9 protein-coding genes and 2 tRNA genes are annotated in these 18184 nt (G+C 52.5%); 2 read left to right on the top strand and 9 right to left on the bottom strand.

What is annotated here, in order from left to right; genetic code table 11:
- Nucleotides 1-72 precede the first annotated feature (72 nt).
- On the bottom strand, nt 73-249 hold the full coding sequence (locus tag JM656_RS22315) for a YnfU family zinc-binding protein (RefSeq protein ID WP_238929141.1): 177 nt from the start codon (nt 247-249) through the stop codon (nt 73-75).
- A gap of 147 nt (nt 250-396) precedes the next feature.
- Between JM656_RS22315 and JM656_RS11860 the strand changes: the two genes are divergently transcribed.
- Nucleotides 397-630, top strand: coding sequence for a hypothetical protein (locus JM656_RS11860; protein ID WP_007374831.1), 234 nt, complete (start codon nt 397-399; stop codon nt 628-630).
- Nucleotides 631-649: 19 nt separating this feature from the next.
- Here the strand turns inward: JM656_RS11860 and JM656_RS11855 are convergent, their stop codons facing one another.
- The 6 genes from JM656_RS11855 to mdtK all read right to left on the bottom strand — a co-directional run bounded on the left by JM656_RS11855 (nt 650) and on the right by mdtK (nt 14618).
- Nucleotides 650-9229, bottom strand: coding sequence for a glycoside hydrolase family 94 protein (locus JM656_RS11855; RefSeq protein ID WP_203357967.1), 8580 nt, complete (start codon nt 9227-9229; stop codon nt 650-652).
- A 364-nt stretch (nt 9230-9593) separates the two neighbouring features.
- A tRNA-Val gene (locus tag JM656_RS11850) sits at nt 9594-9670 on the bottom strand.
- 4 nt (nt 9671-9674) lie between these two features.
- Nucleotides 9675-9751, bottom strand: a tRNA-Val gene (locus JM656_RS11845).
- Between the two features lie 291 nt (nt 9752-10042).
- Nucleotides 10043-11386, bottom strand: coding sequence for a cation:dicarboxylate symporter family transporter (locus JM656_RS11840; RefSeq protein WP_203357966.1), 1344 nt, complete (start codon nt 11384-11386; stop codon nt 10043-10045).
- Nucleotides 11387-11661: 275 nt separating this feature from the next.
- On the bottom strand, nt 11662-12804 hold the full coding sequence (gene ompC, locus JM656_RS11835; RefSeq protein WP_203357965.1) for a porin OmpC: 1143 nt from the start codon (nt 12802-12804) through the stop codon (nt 11662-11664).
- Nucleotides 12805-13244: 440 nt separating this feature from the next.
- Complete coding sequence (gene mdtK, locus JM656_RS11830; RefSeq protein ID WP_203357964.1) at nt 13245-14618, bottom strand: MdtK family multidrug efflux MATE transporter; 1374 nt, start codon at nt 14616-14618, stop codon at nt 13245-13247.
- 218 nt (nt 14619-14836) lie between these two features.
- Here mdtK and JM656_RS11825 point away from each other — a divergent pair, with 218 nt between their 5' ends.
- Nucleotides 14837-15478: a riboflavin synthase subunit alpha gene (locus JM656_RS11825; protein ID WP_203357963.1), complete on the top strand. Its 642-nt coding sequence runs from the start codon at nt 14837-14839 to the stop codon at nt 15476-15478.
- Nucleotides 15479-15519: 41 nt separating this feature from the next.
- Here the strand turns inward: JM656_RS11825 and cfa are convergent, their stop codons facing one another.
- Entirely contained in the window at nt 15520-16668 is a 1149-nt protein-coding gene (gene cfa / locus JM656_RS11820) for a cyclopropane fatty acyl phospholipid synthase (RefSeq protein ID WP_203357962.1), read from the bottom strand.
- A 292-nt stretch (nt 16669-16960) separates the two neighbouring features.
- Nucleotides 16961-18166 carry a purine nucleoside transporter PunC gene (gene punC, locus JM656_RS11815; RefSeq protein WP_203357961.1) on the bottom strand — a complete coding sequence of 402 codons (1206 nt, stop codon included), beginning with the start codon at nt 18164-18166 and terminating at the stop codon, nt 16961-16963.
- Nucleotides 18167-18184: the final 18 nt, after the last annotated feature.

The raw sequence follows: 18184 nt of genomic DNA, 5'->3' as shown, positions 1-18184 counted from the left end.
CCTTTATCACAGTATCACATTGATATGTGGTTATTTTCCTGTTTCGTTTTCTTTCGAAGAGGGAATTGCTGGCTAGCCGCCAATGCACCAGCATTCTGATGGTAGAAATAACAGCCCGCATGAAGGACATTCCAGCACCGCATCTTTTCGCAGTTTACCTGCTTTTTGGTCTGCCGTGTGGTTACAGGCAGGGCAGGTTACATGCACAGGTCTTTCTTTAAATTTTCGCAAGCCACTTGTATAAGACATAAATTAACACTCCAGAAGTTTAATAATTAAGTATACGCCTATATTTAATAATATTGAGCTTATATGTGTTTGGTTCTGTGTCTGGGGAATGCGTCAGAGAGTAAGACTAGATATTGTGATATAATGCCCTTCCATGAGAAATTTATAATGAAATCAGAAGACACTCTTGACTGGTACCCGGCACAATTGCCGCCAGTGAAAATTATCCTTGGCGAAGCCGTGCTGGCTGTTGGTAAACAGGGCCGGCCAATTAACACCCGGACGCTGCTTGAGTACCTTCAGGTCATGCAGGGAAAGCAAAAAAGAAGGGATGATAAAGTGGCGATGCAGACCGCGATTGATGTTCTCAGAGATAATCAACGCATTAACGGCAGACGTTAATGCGCATTTTACGACGGCCTCACTTTTGCAGGATATCAACCGTATGGTTTTGCCCGTCATCCAACAGCGGGATTTTATCATCTGGCAGTGTGTTGCTATCCAGTGTGACCCGATATTCCTCGCTGCCGCGCGAAATGGTGATGTGATACCCGCTGTGGCCATGCTGATACGTCAGGCTGAGTGACGGCCATTCATCAGGCAACTGAGCGTGAACAGTGAAGGTGTCTGCGTAACGTTTAATTCCCAGTAGTTCCTCAGTCAGCAGTCGGTATGCCCAGCCAGAAGATCCGGTATACCAACTCCAGCCGGCACGTCCGGTATGCGGCGCGACGCTGTAAACATCCGCACTCATGACGTAAGGCTCCGCTTTATATATTTCTACTTCGCTGGCATTTCGCGCATGGTTTATCGGATTGATCATCGACCACAACTGCCAGGCGCGTGCGGTTTTGCCCATCCGGGCAAACGCCATGATTGCCCAGATTGCGCCATGCGTATACTGCCCACCGTTTTCCCGCACGCCAGGCAGATATCCCTGAATGTAACCCGGATTCGGTCCGTGACCATCGAACGGTGGCGCCAGCAGTTTGATCAGGCCAGCATCGCGGTCTACCAGACGTTCATCCAGCGACTGCATGGCCCGGGCGCTGCGTTCCGGACTTCCGGCACCGGAGAGTACGGACCAGCTTTGCGCGATGGCATCAATCTGACAATCCTGCGAAAGCCTGGAACCAAGAGGTTCGCCGCCATCAAAATATCCGCGTCGGTACCATTCACCGTCCCAGCCAGAGGCATCGAGGTTTTTCTGTAATTGCACGGCCTGCGTGCGACACAGCAAAGCAATACTGGCGTCCTGACGCTGTTCGGCAAGATCGGCAAAGCGCAGTAAAATGTCATACAGGAAGAACCCCAGCCAGACGCTTTCACCTTTACCTTCAATGCCGACCCGGTTCATCCCGTCATTCCAGTCGCCCGCCCCGATGAGCGGCAGGCCATGCTGCCCAAACTGTAGCCCATGCCGAATGGCTTTCACGCAGTGCAACCAGAGCGTCTCTTCGATGGCGCTGGTTACCGGCGTGTCGTAAACGGACTCTTCGCCCGGCTGGAGCAGGCGACCTTCCAGATAAGGTATGAGCTGTTCCAGTACCTCTGCATCTCCGGTTGTTGCCACATAGTGACAGACGGCCAGCGGCAGCCAGAGATAGTCGTCCGAACAACGTGTGCGCACGCCACTGCCCTGAGGCGGGTGCCACCAGTGCTGGACATCGCCTTCAGTGAACTGCCGTGACGCACAGAGGACAATCTGCTCGCGCAGCCGTTGCGGCGCGGTGTGGCTCAACGCCAGCGTATCCTGCAATTGATCGCGAAAACCAAATGCGCCGCCGGACTGATAGTAGCCGCTGCGCGCCATCAGGCGACAGGCCATCGTCTGGTACAGCAGCCAGCCGTTCACCAGTAAATTAACGGTACTGTCCGGCGTGTTGATCACCATTTTATCGAGCATGTGGTGCCAGTAGCGATGAACCTTGTTCAGCTCTTCGCGCGCGGCCTCTTCGTTGAGATAGCGGGTGAGCGTTGCCTGGGCCTGAGCCTGATCTTCGCCAACGCCGAGCACAAAAATAAACGTCCGTTGATCGCCATCGATAAGTGTGGTCGCAGACTGCACTGCGCCGCAGGGGTCAAGACCGGCGCCTGTTTTATCAGACAGTCTGCGCAGGCTTAATGCCGCCGGTTTTTGCAGTGAACCCTGACGACCGAGAAACTCACGGCGATCGCCCGTCAGCGAGCAATGCACGCCGGTAACAGCAAAAAATGCGGTGCGTCCGGCACCGCTGGCGCCATAAAAGTTATTGGCCATCACGGCGCATCCACCGGCAACGCTTGCGGCATGGGTGACAACATGCAGCGCGGAACGTGCCCGGGATTCACCCAGTGTCCATTCCACATAGCCCGTAACTGATAGTCTGCGCGTGCGCCCGGAATTGTTACTGAGCGTCAGAATTGCCAGTTTAACCGAAGCCTGTTCAGCAACCAGCACCGTCAGTTCGCTGTCGATGCCGCACTCACGATGAGAGAACACGCTGTAGCCGAAACCGTGGCGGGTAAGATAATCCCCCTCGCCGCGTACCGGCAGCGTGGTCGGCGACCAGCACACGCCGCTCTCTTCATCACGCAAATAGAAGGCTTCGCCGCTGCGGTCACTGACCGGGTCATTTTCCCACGGCGTTAACCGGTATTCATGGGCATTCATATACCAGCTATAGGCTTGTCCTGCTTCCGACAATACGCTGCCGAAACCGGCATTTGCCAGCACGTTTGACCACGGGGCGGGAGTCGGTTCGTTTTCCCTGAGCACAATCTGATATTCACGACCATCCTGAGAAAAACCGCCAAGACCGTTGAAATGGAACAGCTGAGCGGTATCCGGTGTCCAGGGGAGATGCTGGTTTATCCCCGGCCCAACGTGCGGAATAAAAGGCCGCACCGATGTTTTAGGGAGATGAATACGCTGATCAAGCTGTTCATTCAGCCCGCCTGCGCGGTCATCCAGATACAGGTGCGCCACACTCAGCAAAAGCAGCTTGTCTTCGGCGGAAAGATGCTCGCCATTACGGACAAAAATCCCGCCGGATTTATCCAGTTGACTGGCTTCAGAACCGGCATAAATCAGATCCATAATCTGGTTTTGCAGCGCCTGCTGATAACCTCCTGGACTGTCATTCAGAATCACTAAATCCGCCACCAGCCCTTTTAGCCGCCAGTAGCGGTGCGCCTGAATCAGCGTGGTAACGGAGGGCATGCTCTCCTCGCTGGTGATACTGAGAAGCACAATGGGCAGATCGCCAGAAATCGCCCAGCCCCACAGACCCGATTGCCCGCGCCGGTTACGGCTGATTGTCTGGCTGTCGGCACGCAGTTCCTGGCAGGGGTAAAGGATCGCGCTGGCGAGGCGGTTAAACAGCGCGGCATCGTCTTCATTGGCATTAATCTGCCGTAATACCACCAGACTGTGCGACCAGGCCAGTTCGAAGACGCGATCGGCAATGGGGTGATCGCGATATTTTTCCAGTAGCGCCAGGCTTTGCTGACGGCTTTCACTGAGACCATACAGGATATCAATAATCACCGGCTGTCCGGGTTGCAGGGTGACGGCGTGGCGTATCGCCAGTACCGGATCCAGCACGGATCCCGCCGTGTTGCTGAGCGGCCCGTGTTGTCTGACCGTCAGAGCCTCTGCCGGGCTTCTGCCGCGACCGAGAAATTTCGCTCTGTCGGTTTCAAACGAGACGTTCTTCCGCGTGTCGCCATGCACCACCATCATGTGAAACAGCCAGGGATTTGGTTCATCCGGAGAGCGAGGACGTCGGTGACAGAGGATGGCATTCTGGGCGGGGATAAGCTCAGTCTGGATAAATAAATTGCTGAATGCCGGATGCGCCAGATCGCTGGCCGCAGGCGCCAGCACCACTTCCGCGTAGGTCGTCAGTTCCAGGAGACGCGGGTGACGGCCATGATGCAGCAGCGTTACCCGCCGCAGTTCAATATCATCTTCCGGCGAGACCACAATCTGCGTTTTGACGCTGATCGCGCCGAGCGTGCGTCTGAATTCCGCGCCCGCATCGGTAAATATCACTTCATCGTGACAGTTGTTATCTGCCGTGGGTTGCCAGGTATTGCTCCAGACTTCACCCGTTTGCGTATCGCTGATATAGCAGAATGCCCCCCAGTTATCGCGGGTGGTATCGCTGTGCCAGCGGGTGAGGGCGATATCGTTCCAGCGGCTGTAACCACCGCCGCCAGGCGTCATCATCAGATGGTAATGGCTATTGGACAACAGCTGCACTTCAGGAACCAGGCTGTCTACCCGGGTGAAAATGCGGGGTTCGTAGCGAACCGGTTTGACTCTCCCTTCATGAGATTCAAAATGGCGGCGCGGGCTGTAGAGATCGACTGCATCCGGCACCCGCTCCTGCAACAGCAGGCTCGCCGACTGAAACGCCGTACTCGACATGAATCTGTCGGCCATCGGGGCGTTAAGCAACACGTGAGCCAGAGCCTGAAAGGCCATGCCCTGATGGTGCGCCATCCATGACTGCACCACGGCATACAGCTGTCCGGTTGCCAGGCGTGACGGCGTATAGTCCAGCGCTTCATAAAAGCCGTATTCGCCGCGAGCGCCGGTTTTCTCCAGCCTTGCCAGGTTCTCACAGGCTTTCAGTGGTGAAACCATCAGTGCCAGTAGCGTGGCGTAAGGGGCGACCACCATATCGTCGGCCAGCCCCCGGCGAAGACCCAGGCCAGGAACGCCAAATGCCTGATACTGATAATTGTGTTGAACATCAAACGCGTGGTAGCCAGACTCTGAAACGCCCCACGGCACCCCGCGCTCTTTTCCCCAGTGAATCTGGCGCATCACCGCCGACTGGTTCATGTCGTCAAGCAGGCTGCCGGGACAGGTGGGCATCACCAGATTGGGCATCAGATATTCAAACATTGAGCCGCTCCAGGACATCAGCGCAGTCTCTTTCTCAATGGTGGTGAACAGCCGCCCCAGGGCGTACCAGCTTTTGAGCGGCAACTGGTTGGTTGCGATGGCGAGAAAGCTGGTCAGGCGAATTTCGGAGGGCAACAGGTCATAGTGACTCTTATCCAGCGTATTACTGTCGCAGTTGTAGCCAATGCTGAGCAGGCTGGTCACGTTGCTGTACAGGAAGGTGAAATCCATGCGTGCATGCTCATTCAGCCGCTGTTCCAGCTCGGTGATGATATTCAGTCGCATGCGTGCCAGCGCGATCGTCGATGCCGGAGGTGTTCCTTCGCCGGTAAATGTTGCCTGAGCAAGCCAGTTCAGTGACGGCAGGGCCTGCGCGTCATACTCTGGCGTTAACCAGCCCAGCAAATGCGTCCATTCGTGGCAGATCAGGACCAGTTGATGTTGTAAGTGTTCAGTCCAGCGCAGCACAAGATGGTCTTCGTGATGACACAACGCCGTCAGATGGTTGCTTTGAGTGCGCATTTTTTTGAGTTCGGTAAACAACAGCGCCGGAGGCAACGAGAAGGCGCTGTGACAATGTTTTCGCAGCAGTCGCAGCCCGGTTGGCGCGTTCTGCCCCCAGTGTTTTTCCAGGATGCTCAGCGTGTCGTCCAGTCCGGCCAGTACCTGTTCGCTGTTTAAGACCGGCTGATTGCGCAGGGCAGACAACCCTTCGCGTAGCGTCAGTAAATGGCCTGCCATATTGCCGCTGTCGACGCTTGAAACATAACGGGGGTTGAGGGGCGCAAGGGTGCGGGTGTCATACCAGTTATACAAATGACCGCGGAAGTGCTCCATTTTATCCATCGCGTCGAGGGTGAGCGTGATGCGCTGCAACATCTCCCCGATGGGCAAATAGCCCAAATCCCATGCGGTCAGGTTGGCCATCAGCGACAGACCAATGTTAGTGGGCGAGGTTCGGTGGGCGACCACCGGCTGCGGTATTTCCTGATAGTTGTCAGGCGTAAGCCAGTTCTCATTTTCCGTCGTGAAGGTTTCAAAAAAGGCCCAGATCTCACGGCTCGTCTGCCGTAACAGCTGTTTCTGCTCTTTATTGGGCGAAAATGCGTTACGTACTGGCGGGCGACTCATCCAGCTCAGCAGCAGTGGCGCCAGGCACCACATGATACTGACCGGCAACGCCATCGCTGAGAACCCCGGCGCAACCTGCGCAGTCAGCACCGTTAACGCCACACCGCTGACCACATTCATCCACATCGCCCGGTAAAAGCGCACGGGGGATGTCTTCGTCCGATCGCTGTCCGGGCTGAAGCTGGCCCACTGACTGAGGTTGCGTTGACTGAACCCCAGCCGCCACAGCGTCACGGCAATGGCGTATAAAGAGTACCCGGCTTCATGCGGTAAGGTGACAATGTTCAGCCCGATGCGGGAAAGCCGCTTCAGTGCGCCGGTCGCAACCAGCAGCAGATGTTGTCCCACAGGGCGGCGGGCGGGTTTCCTGATGAGATCGTGGGTGACGGCCATCGCCGTGGGTAGCAGCCATACCAGCGCCAGGACGCCCAGCCAGTAAAATGGATTGGGTACCCACACCAGCGTGCAAAACAGAAGCGCCAGCAACGAAGGCGCCACCAGGCTGCGCCGCAGATTATCGAATAATTTCCAGTAAGAAAGCGCGGATAACGGGTTTTTATCGTGAGTTCCATCCGCCTTTCTGACGCGGAGTTTAAGCCAGTTAAGCAACTGCCAGTCCCCGCGGATCCAGCGGGTTCTTCGTGCAACGTCGGTAAGGTAGTTATTCGGGTATTGTTCGTAAAGTAAGACCTCGCTCAGCAGACCTGAACGGGCATAACACCCTTCCAGTAAGTCATGGCTGAGGACCAGATTTTCAGGGCAGGTATTTTTTGTGGCCTGAACAAAGATATCGACATCGTAAATTCCTTTCCCGACAAACGACCCCTCTCCGAAGAGATCCTGATAGATATCGGAAGACATCATCGAGTACGGGTTGTTGCCCGGAACGCTGCTGCACATGGCGGCATAGTGACCCTGTCCGTTACGCGGCATCTCTTCCGCCAGCCCTGGCTGTAAAATTCCATATCCTTTGACCACCCGCTGGCGTGCGGGGTCATATTCCGGCCGGTTCAGCGGATGCGCCATTGTCGCGACCAGCTTATGCGCGGTATCACGGGGCAGCACCGTATCACTGTCCAGCGTAATCACATACCGGATCGCCTCCGGTAACAGATCAGCAGGCAGCCCGGCCACGCTGGAAAACTGTGTGTCAGGATGACGCAACCAGCTGTTGAGCAACGCCAGTTTGCCCCGTTTGCGTTCATAACCCATCCATACGCCCTGGGGTGGGTTCCATTCAGGTGCCCGATGGAGCAGATAAAAGCGGGGACGGCTGGCCGGATAGCGCCGGTTAAGATCCTGCATCTGTGAGAGAGCCTGATCGAGCAGTTCGCTGTTTTCCGGCGAGTTTTCATTCGCTGAATCAATGAAATCGGTCAACAGGGCGAAACAGAGATGTTCGCTCTGATTACCAAGCCAGCAAACCTCAAGACGGGTAATGAGTTTGCTGATACTTTCGCGATCGTTCAGCAGACAGGGGATCACCACCATGGTCGCGGAACCCTGCGGGATACCGGCAGAAAAATCCATTCGCGGTAGCGGTCGCGGTGAGCGAAAACGGGTGGTCGCCTCACTCAGCAGATCGCTTGCCAGTTGGCTGATCGCCACAATCAGCGGTATCGCCAGCGGTATCAGCAACCAGCCCATCCCCGACAGCGCCGTTTCGTGCACTATTTCGGTTGTCGCCGCCATCGTCAACAGGCTCAGGCTGCCAAGCCAGGAGAGCAGGGGGATCTGGTTGAAACTGTGCCGCAGGCGGATGAACCGCGAGGTGTCGGCTGACAGCTGTATTTCCAGACGCTTCCGGCCTTCACCCATCAAAAAATAGCCAATATGGCGTCCCGGTGTGTCAGGGGGGGATTCTCTGGAGAGCGTGAGCACGCGTCGGGCGACGTCGGGTTCGCTGAAGCGGCTGCCCCGGGCCAGAATTTCAATCACATGGCGGTAATGGTCGCGGGTATCAAAGTGCATCAGGGGATAGATACCGGCAGGGTCCTGACGTAACGTCTGTTCCACCACGCTCATGGCTTCAGCGAAATCGGCCCAGTTGGTTTCACTCAGTAAACGCAAACCGGTGATACTGTTGCTTACTGAAAGCTGGCTGGCGGCAAGCTGCTGGTTGAAACGATGAATGAGGGCATCGGCGGTGACGCCCTGCTCAGCAAGACGTTGCTCAATCCAGGTCAGCGGCAGCGCCAGCACATTGCCGCGCCCCTGTAGGCGGCGAACCAGTTCGGCCACAAATGCACTGCTCAGCGGAGGGCGGGAGCGCGCCAGATCGGCAATCACCATGATCAGGTCTGCGGGGGTATTCTCGGCGCACTCGACAATTCGCGTAACCCAGGTGTCGGCCAGATTGCGTTCCTGCTGGGCTTCTACCACCTCTATGCTGACGCGGCGTAGATTTTCAATCAGGGCCAGTCGCAGCATACCAGGTAAAGCCCATATCTCGCCTAACGTGAGCGGCGCCACTTGCTGATAAGCGGTGATATAACTGGTCAGACTGGCGGTGTCCCAGCGTCCGTCTCCGTGTGCGATGGCCTCGGTCGCGATATCGTAAATGCGTGGACACGGGTGCGGCGACGCCAGCGCCGGTAGCCCTTTACCGAAGTTTTTCGGCAGGTGCTGGCGAACGATACGGATCTGCTCCTCAATGAGGTAGTAATTGTCCAGCAGCCACTCGCCAGCGGGCATAATGCTCGCCTTTTTTCCGGCATTGAGCACATAGCAGTTTTGCGTAATGACGGCCTCATTATCGCTCAGTCGTTTGAGAAGAGAGTAAGGCAACCGGTCAGGAGACAATTTATGGGAACGCGCCAGTTTTTGTCCGAAACGCGCCATCTGCGGTGTCGAAAACAGCTCGGCTCTGAGACTATTTTCGCCTGGCAGTTCGTTGCTCTGGAGCGCCTGTTGCTCAGGTACAGTCGGTAAGAAACGGAAACGGCTGAACCACGCCCTGATATTCATTTTCATCGAAGTTGCTCTGATGCGACGTTAACGCGCGGGAGCAGTTGCGAAATCAGTTCAGAAACATTTTCTCAGGATGGGCGTAAGGCATCGGGGATTTAACAGCTGCTGGGACACTTCTTTAAGTATAGAACATCGATTTTTTGCCAGGATTGCCTCACGTTTCAGCGCGACGAAGTGTCTGGTGATCGATGGGGCTAATCTAAGATGAACCAAAACGTTGTGGCTGCAAGTGGAAGGCAATGGACGGCTACGGAATTGAGAGCAGAAAAATGCTTTATTGACCGCGAGTAAGATAAAAACTAAGTATTGATAATATTGAGAAAAATTCGATGAGAATAGCGAGGCACCAGGTCACAAAGCTGTGAAATGGTGCGTCCGAGTGGACTCGAACCACCGACCCCCACCATGTCAAGGTGGTGCTCTAACCAACTGAGCTACGGACGCAAAATGGTGCGTTCAATTGGACTCGAACCAACGACCCCCACCATGTCAAGGTGGTGCTCTAACCAACTGAGCTATGAACGCAACGTTGTAGGTGACAACGGGGACGAATATTAGCGGCAGAGTCAGGATGAGGCAAGAGGGAAATGGTATTTTTCTTTCTGAATTCACTCGATCGCAGAGTATTTAAACAAGTTGCTTATATTTTGTTGATATTGCAGCGTGTTTTTCACTCAGACTGTACGCTGAGGGCATCATGGGGCAGGTGAATTATCAGATAAATGGGGTTGAGGTGTGAACCCTCAGCGTGTGCTCCCGGGGGAAAGGGGCAAACGCTGAGGAAACAGATAGGCTTGAGAAAACCCTGAATACAGGTTAATTCATTGTTGCACTGTCTTGTTGTTCCTGACCTTTTTCACTCAGCAATCGGGTTGCCAGAACACCAGACATCATTGAGCCATTCACATTGAGCGCAGTCCTTGCCATATCAACGACAGGTTCTATCGCAATAAAGATACCGACCAGCGCCACCGGGAAGTTCAGCGTCGAAAGAACGATCAGTGATGCAAATGTCCCACCCCCACCCACACCCGCGACGCCAATCGATCCCAACGCGATCGCGGGAAGCAGGGTTGCCAGGAAATGAAGAGATAACGGATCGACACCCATTGTTGGTGCAATCATCGCCACCATAATGGCAGGATAAATACCCGCACACCCGTTCTGCCCCATGCTGGAGCCGAAAGATGCCGCAATATTGGCAATCGTATTCGGTACGCCATATTTTTCCTGTGCAGATATCGCCAGAGGAATTGACGCTGCGCTACTGCGTGAGACAAAGGCAAAGGTGAGCACGGGCCAAACGGTTTTAAAGTAGTGAATGGGATTTTTACCACTCAGCACCAGCAAAATGGCGTGCACGATAAACATCATTGCCACCGCCAGATAACAAGCGGCAATAAACCCCAGCAGGCTGGTAAATTGTGAAAGCTGATATGATGAAAATACGTTTGCCATTAATGCCATCACCCCATAAGGCGTCAGCGCAATGACGATACGCACCATCTTCATTACCCAAATCTGTATGGCATTAATACCCGCGCTTAATTTTTTACCTTCTTCGGGGGCGTCTTTTTTGACTTTTAACAGCGCGATGCCAGCCAGAAGAGTAAAAATGACGATACCAATGACGGAAACGCTTCTTGCCCCGGTAAGGTCGAGAAATATATTGGTGGGGATTAACGATGTCACTAACTGAGGTAATGATACAGCGGCCGTTTTGTTGACATCCTCGGCTGTCAGCGTTGATTGCATCTGTCCAAAGGCGCTGGCATCCAGTCCAATGGTGTGCGCTGTAAGCAGCCCCACGAATCCGGCGATCATCACCAGGCACAGCATGCAGGCAACGATGGTCAACGACATCTTACCGATACCGGCATTGTTTTCGAGTTTGTTAATTGCAGAAAGAATGGATATGAAAATAAGTGGAATTGCGACGAGTTTTAATAAATTGACATAACCATTTCCGATAATGCTATACCATTCCATAATGGTTTTGCTGTTGTCGGTTGCCATAAAATGGAGAGATATGCCGATGGCGGCACCCAAAAAAATAGCAATGAAGACAGCGCGGGAAAGGGATTGACTCTTCTGATCTATTTTAAATACACCCCATGAACAGATCAAAAAAAGCGCAACATAGGCGAGCGTGGTGAACATATTTTAAGCCTCTTGCCTCATTCAGCACCTGAAATGCCGGAAAGAGTTTGTTTTCAGTAAGTAAATCTATGTCTTAAACAAGTCATAGAGCCGGGCAAGATTCTAAAGAGGTATGCCCTCTAAATGCACACAAAAATTGTGGAGTCACGGTGATTTATTTGTATGTGGCGAATATTAAGCCAAAGAAAGGGGGAACGGATATTTGTCCGTAGCCAGGAGAATATAAGAAAAAAGCCCACCTGTTGCAGAGTGGGCTACTTTATACAGGGCAAATATTAGAACTGGTAAACCAGGCCTAAAGCGACGACGTCATCAGTCGCGATGTCGTTCCGTGAATAGAAGCTGTCGTCTTCATCCAGCAGGTTGATTTTGTAATCAACGTAGGTGGACATATTTTTGTTGAAGTAGTATGTCGCGCCAATATCAGCATATTTCACCAGATCTTTGTCGTTGTCCACGCCGACCAGGTCTTTACCTTTAGACATCAGGAAAGAAACTGCCGGGCGTAAACCGAAGTCGAACTGATATTGCGCAGTTACTTCAAAGTTCTGCGTTTTATTGGCGATGGTATTATCAAAACGACCACCATACGGAGTCATATTGCGGGTTTCAGAATACATGGTTGCCAGATAGATGTTGTTCGCATCATATTTCAGGCCAGCCGTCCACGCATCTGCTTTATCGCCACCGGCGGTTGAATGGTTAACCTGCTCATTAGTACGATCGGAAGAGGTATATGCAGCACCGAAGCTGACGCCCATACCCAGATCATACGTAGAGGAGATACCGAACCCGTCGCCGTTGGAATTTTTCACATTACGGTCGCTGCCATTGCCCGTACCTTCCTGAGTCATACCGTCAAAGTATGCTTCGTCAGTAACCTGGTTTTCATTCGCACCCTGGTACTGCAGGGCAAAGCTCAGACCATCAACCATCCCGAAGAAGTTGTTGTTACGGTAAGTCGCTACGCCATTAGCACGACCGGTCATGAAGTTGTCAGCTTTGGTGTAGGAGTCGCCACCGAATTCTGGCAGCATATCGGTCCAACCTTCAACGTCGTAGAGAACGCCGTAGTTACGACCGTAGTCGAATGAACCGTAGTCACCGAACTTCAGACCCGCGAACGCCAGACGGGTCCATGAATTACCGTGGTCGCTTTCAGTGGTGTTGGCTTGCACGTTGTATTCCCACTGACCGTAGCCGGTCAGTTGATCAGTAATCTGAGTTTCACCTTTGAAGCCCAGACGGATATAGCTCATGTCACCATCAGAAGCTGTATCATCAGAGAAATAATGCAAACCATCGACTTTGCCATAGAGATCTAACTTGTTACCGTCTTTGTTATAAACTTCAGCAGCGTGAGCTGCACCAGCCGCCATCAGGGCTGGAATGACGATAGCCAATACCTTTCTTTTCATTTTATCCCTCGAATACCAAAATTATTTTTAGAAGATGGAACTAATTGCGATTCATTGAATCAATAATATCCTAAGCTGAATCTTAATAGTTCAGCAAATCCTAACTATTTATTATGTGTTATCAGTTAATACAATCGTAACTAATGGAAATATACATTCATGCGACGAATGAAATTATGTTTCACATATAATTTGTGTATTTGTTTTAAATATTAAAATCGTTATAATTATCGAGCCGTAGACCTGTGCGGCTCTTTTCATCGTTAGTTTTGTGACTCAAATATGAGTTTTTAATTTATTTATTAAATCTACAATGAGAGGAATGGATATGCACTTGCGTGATATTCTGCTTACGCAGTAGTACATTTATTCATCTGTTGGATACCGAACACACAATGTGTGTTCGGTTTTTTTTTGGCTTTTAGGTGGGGGTTGCGTATTTATCGCGCAGCGCGTTGCAAAATAACCGTAGAAGGTTGGCGTTGCAGATATCGCATACGCAGCATCATAAGAATGGCTGCGGAGGTCAGACCGATAATAAAGCCAATCCAGAAGCCAGCAGGTCCCATACGGTCAACGACCAGGTCGGTTAACGCCAGGATATACCCGCTCGGTAAACCCAACACCCAATAGGCGGTGAAGGTGATAAAAAAGATGGATCGCGTGTCTTTATAGCCACGTAAAACACCGCTGCCGATGACCTGAATGGAGTCGGAGATCTGATAAATCGCTGCCAGCAGCATTAACTGTGCCGCCAGCGCAACGACTGCTGGATTATCGTTGTAGAGCAGGGCGATATGCTCTCGCAATGTTACCGTGAAAATTGCCGTCATCATGGCCATGCAGACACCGACGCCTAAACCGGTTCTGGCTGCGGTCTGCGCATCCAGTGTTGATCCCTGACCCAGACGATACCCCACCCGAATCGTCACCGCCGCCGCCAACGACATTGGCAGTACAAACATCAACGAACTGAAATTGAGAGCAATCTGGTGACCCGCAACGTCGACGATACCCAGCGGCGATACCAACAATGCCACTACGGCAAAGAGGGTAACTTCGAAGAATAAGGCTAACGCGATCGGGAGACCCAACTGGACCAACCGTTTCACGACGGCGGTGTCAGGTTTACTGAATCCTGGCTCATTGCGAATATCGCGCATCGAACGCGCGCGCCTGATGTAGGAAACCATCGCGATGAACATCACCCAGTACACTGCCGCAGTAGCAACACCACAGCCGACGCCGCCCAGTTCCGGCATGCCAAAATGGCCGTAAATGAAGATGTAGTTAACCGGAATGTTGACCAGTAGTCCGAGGAAGCCCATGACCATGCCGGGCTTGGTTTTGGCCAATCCCTCGCACTGGTTACGCGCTACCTGGAAAAACAGATAGCCCGGCGCTCCCCAGAGCAGGGCCCGCAGATAACCGACGGCTTTATCGGCCAACGCCGGATCAATATTATGCATGGAGCGGATGATATACCCGGCGTTCCACAGCACGACCATGATGAGGACGGAGACACTCCCCGCCAGCCAGAATCCCTGGCGCACCTGATGGGCGATCCGCTCACGGCGTCCGGAACCGTTTAACTGCGCGATAACGGGGGTCATTGCCAGCAGCAGACCGTGACCGAACAGAATGGCCGGTAACCAAATGGATGTGCCAATGGCGACAGCCGCCATGTCTGTGGCGCTGTATCCACCGGCCATCACGGTATCAACAAATCCCATCGCGGTTTGGGCGATTTGCGCGAGAATCACCGGTATTGCCAGAGCTAATAACTGACGCGCTTCACTGATATACTTTTGCACGTATACACCTTGTTTTTTGTTGTTATTTGAGAGACCAGAAAAGCCGCCTTGATTGGCAGCAAGAAGAAGATGCAGGGGAATTTGCAGTCTATTGTAGCGGGGAATGTGTAATTCTCCAGTGAAAAAACAGGAGTGAGCGGCACTTTGCTGGCAACCTGAATTTTCACCTGCTATTGTGCTGGGCAGAGATATTCAAACTGATTTCAGGAGTTGCAGGTATGTTTACGGGTATTGTGCAGGGCACCGCCAGACTGGTGTCTATTGATGAAAAACCGAATTTTCGCACTCATGTAGTGGAATTACCTGAATACATGCTGGATGGGCTGGAGACGGGGGCGTCGGTGGCGCACAACGGTTGCTGTCTGACCGTGACCGAAATCAAGGGCAATCAGATCAGTTTTGATTTGATGAAAGAGACCTTACGCATTACTAATTTAGGTGAGCTGAACGTCGGCGATCTGATTAATGTTGAACGCGCCGCCAAATTCAGTGATGAGATTGGTGGGCATTTAATGTCGGGCCATATTATGACCACTGCCGAGATCTCAAAAATTCTGACCTCAGAAAATAATCGTCAGATTTGGTTCAAAGTTCAGGATCCGCAGTTGATGAAATATATTCTGTACAAAGGATATATCGGCATCGATGGCATCAGCCTGACCGTGGGAGAAGTTACCGCAACGCGTTTTTGTGTTCACCTTATTCCAGAAACGCTTGAACGCACTACGCTTGGCAAGAAAAAGCTGGGCGCTCGCGTGAATATCGAAATTGACCCGCAAACCCAGGCGGTTATCGATACGGTTGAGCGCGTATTAGCGGCCCGGGACAGCGCCGTAAATAAGCTGGCGAATGACGCCTAAAAGATGAAAGTGGCCCCCGCAGAATTTCGGGGGCTGCTCTGTTAGCGGGGAACGCGCAGACCGTGTTCAACACCGCGCGAAAAAACGACCTGCCAGAGTTGAATATCTCGGGCGCGAAATGCGCCAGCGCAGGCATTCAAATAGTAGCTAAACATCCGCTTAAAACGCTCGCTGTAGTTCTCTGCGATTTCAGGCCAGGCATTGATAAAGCGCGAATACCACGACATCAGCGTTGTATCATAATCGGCGCCAAAATTGTGCCAGTCCTCCATCACAAAATGCGGTTCGCTGGCGTTGGCTATCTGGCGTACGGAAGGTAGGCAACCGTTCGGGAAGATATATTTATTGATCCATGGGTCGACATTGTTGTCGGTCTTTTTAGAGCCGATGGTATGAAGCAGAAACAGGCCGTCAGATTTTAAATTACGGTCAACCACCTCAAAGTAGGTGTCGTAGTTTTTGGGGCCGACATGTTCAAACATCCCTACCGAAACAATACGATCGAACTGATCCTGTAAGTCGCGATAATCCTGCAGCAGAATGGTGACATCCAAACCTTCGCAGCGTTGTTGCGCCATTTTCTGCTGCTCTGCAGAAATGGTCACTCCCACCACGCTGACTGCATAATTGGCCGCCATATATTGTGATAATCCGCCCCAACCGCAGCCGATATCCAGCACGCGCATACCCGGTTTAAGCTGCAATTTTTCACAAATCATTTTTAGCTTCGCCTGCTGGGCAGACTCCAGAGTATCGGCTTCTTTCCAGTAGGCGCAGGAATATTGCATATACGGGTCAAGCATCCGGCTGAAAAGATCATTACCAAGATCGTAATGCTCTTTGCCGACTATCCAGGCGCGTTTTTTACTTTGCAGGTTGAACAGGCGTGCGCCTGCGATGCGGAGTGTATCTTTAAAATGGTGAGGGAGTTGATTTTCGAGGCCTGCGCGCAGAACTTTATTGAAGAAAATATCCAGTCGTTCGCACTCCCACCAGCCATCCATGTAACTTTCACCTAAACCCAGCGATCCTTCCTGCAATACGCGTTTGAAAAAATCGGGGTTTTTGATTTGAATATCAGCCGGGGCAGGACCGTTGATAGCAACGCCCGCGCGGCTCAGTAATTCGTTGGTGATACGGTACCAGTCATCATCCGGTACACTGACTTCTTCTATACACGATGAACTCATAGTTTCTCCATCACTGGTCGGTGATCAGAACCTTAAAACAGCGTAGACGCTTTTTGGCTTTGTGAGAAATCTCACGGAAAAAGTCCGCGAGCCTATAATCCGACGTAGAACAGAGGAAGGGAGAACCCTTGCCGAAAAGACCATTCCCTGGCTAAACGGGAGCGCTCCGGCTCCCGTTAGAACGTAATATTTATCGTATTTATGTAACAACCGAAAATGAGTATAGGCCTCAATAATCGGTGAAACAACCCAAAAATGTTAGCGAGCTAATCAGTGGCTATTATCGCTATTTTTAGTACGAATCGTTGTGTGCCATCTCAGAGTGCGCGGTGTGATGCGTGGACTCGCTCGCCTGCGACTGCATCCAATACCCCAATCCTGCGAGCGCAACGGTCGATAACATGACGCTGGTGGTGGTCAGCAACGGTGTGCTGATTAACCAGGAGACGACCAGACTGGCCAGGAAACAGAGACCCAACTGCAGTGAATTCTGCAATGCTGCGGCACGCCCGGTGGCTTGTGGGAATGGGCGCAATGCCTGAGCCACAACAATAGGGTAGATCGCGCCGTTGGCGATAGCCATGACACAGAAGGGGATCAGAATTTCGGTCAGCGATACATGGCTAATAAAACTGGTCGCCCAGGTCGCGACGACGCTCAATGCGAAGATGACCAATAACCAGGGTAACAGCTGTTGCCCCTGCCATTTTTGTAACGCTGCGCGGCAACCGTACCCACCGATCAGGAAGGCGATGGTTTGCGGAACATAACTGAGACCAATCACTGCGGGGCTATAACCCATTTCACTAAGGATGAACGGCGAACCGGTTAACCATGCAAAGAAGCTGGCGGAACAGGCTGCGTAAATCAGCACGTTCCCACGATAGGCTTTCGAACGCAGCAGGGTAGTGAACGTCAGTTTATCCTGACTATCGTCACGTGCTTTTGCGGTGGGTTTTAAACGCAGGGCGGGCAGCATCAGGATCAGCGTAATCACAAACAGCGTGGCGAAAATGGCCTGCCAGGAAAAATGCGCGAGGATCCAACTGCCTAACAATGGCGCAAGCGCAGGCGACAACCCGACCAACGGCATGATGGTGGCAAAAATACGGTTAACTTTTTGCGACGGGTAGTAATCCGTCACCAGTGCCTGCCAGACAACAGCAGCAGCACACACGCCAATGGCCTGGATAAAGCGCAGAACCAGCAAGCCTGTTGCACTTTCTACCCACAGCATACCCAGACTTCCGAGGGCGAAGATCGACAAACCGAGCAATAGTATGGGCTTACGACCGTAACGATCGGATAGCGGACCCCAGGCGAGCTGGGCGATGGCGAACCCGGCTAAGAACAGGCTCAGACTGGCGCTGACGGCAGAGGCAGGTGTCTGCAAATCGGCCTGAATGGCAGCAAATGCAGGTAAGTACATATCTGTTGCCAGAAAACCCAGTACGCTGAGACCCGCCAGCCAGACTAAAAACCCTTTTCCCGGTTGCATAATACATTCTCTTTTTTT

This window comes from Citrobacter sp. R56, assembly GCF_016811995.1.
In the GTDB taxonomy this organism is placed as follows: Bacteria; Pseudomonadota; Gammaproteobacteria; order Enterobacterales; family Enterobacteriaceae; genus Citrobacter_D; species Citrobacter_D enshiensis.
Note: the sequence above shows the minus strand (reverse complement) of the source record. Positions and strands in the feature narration are given on the sequence as shown.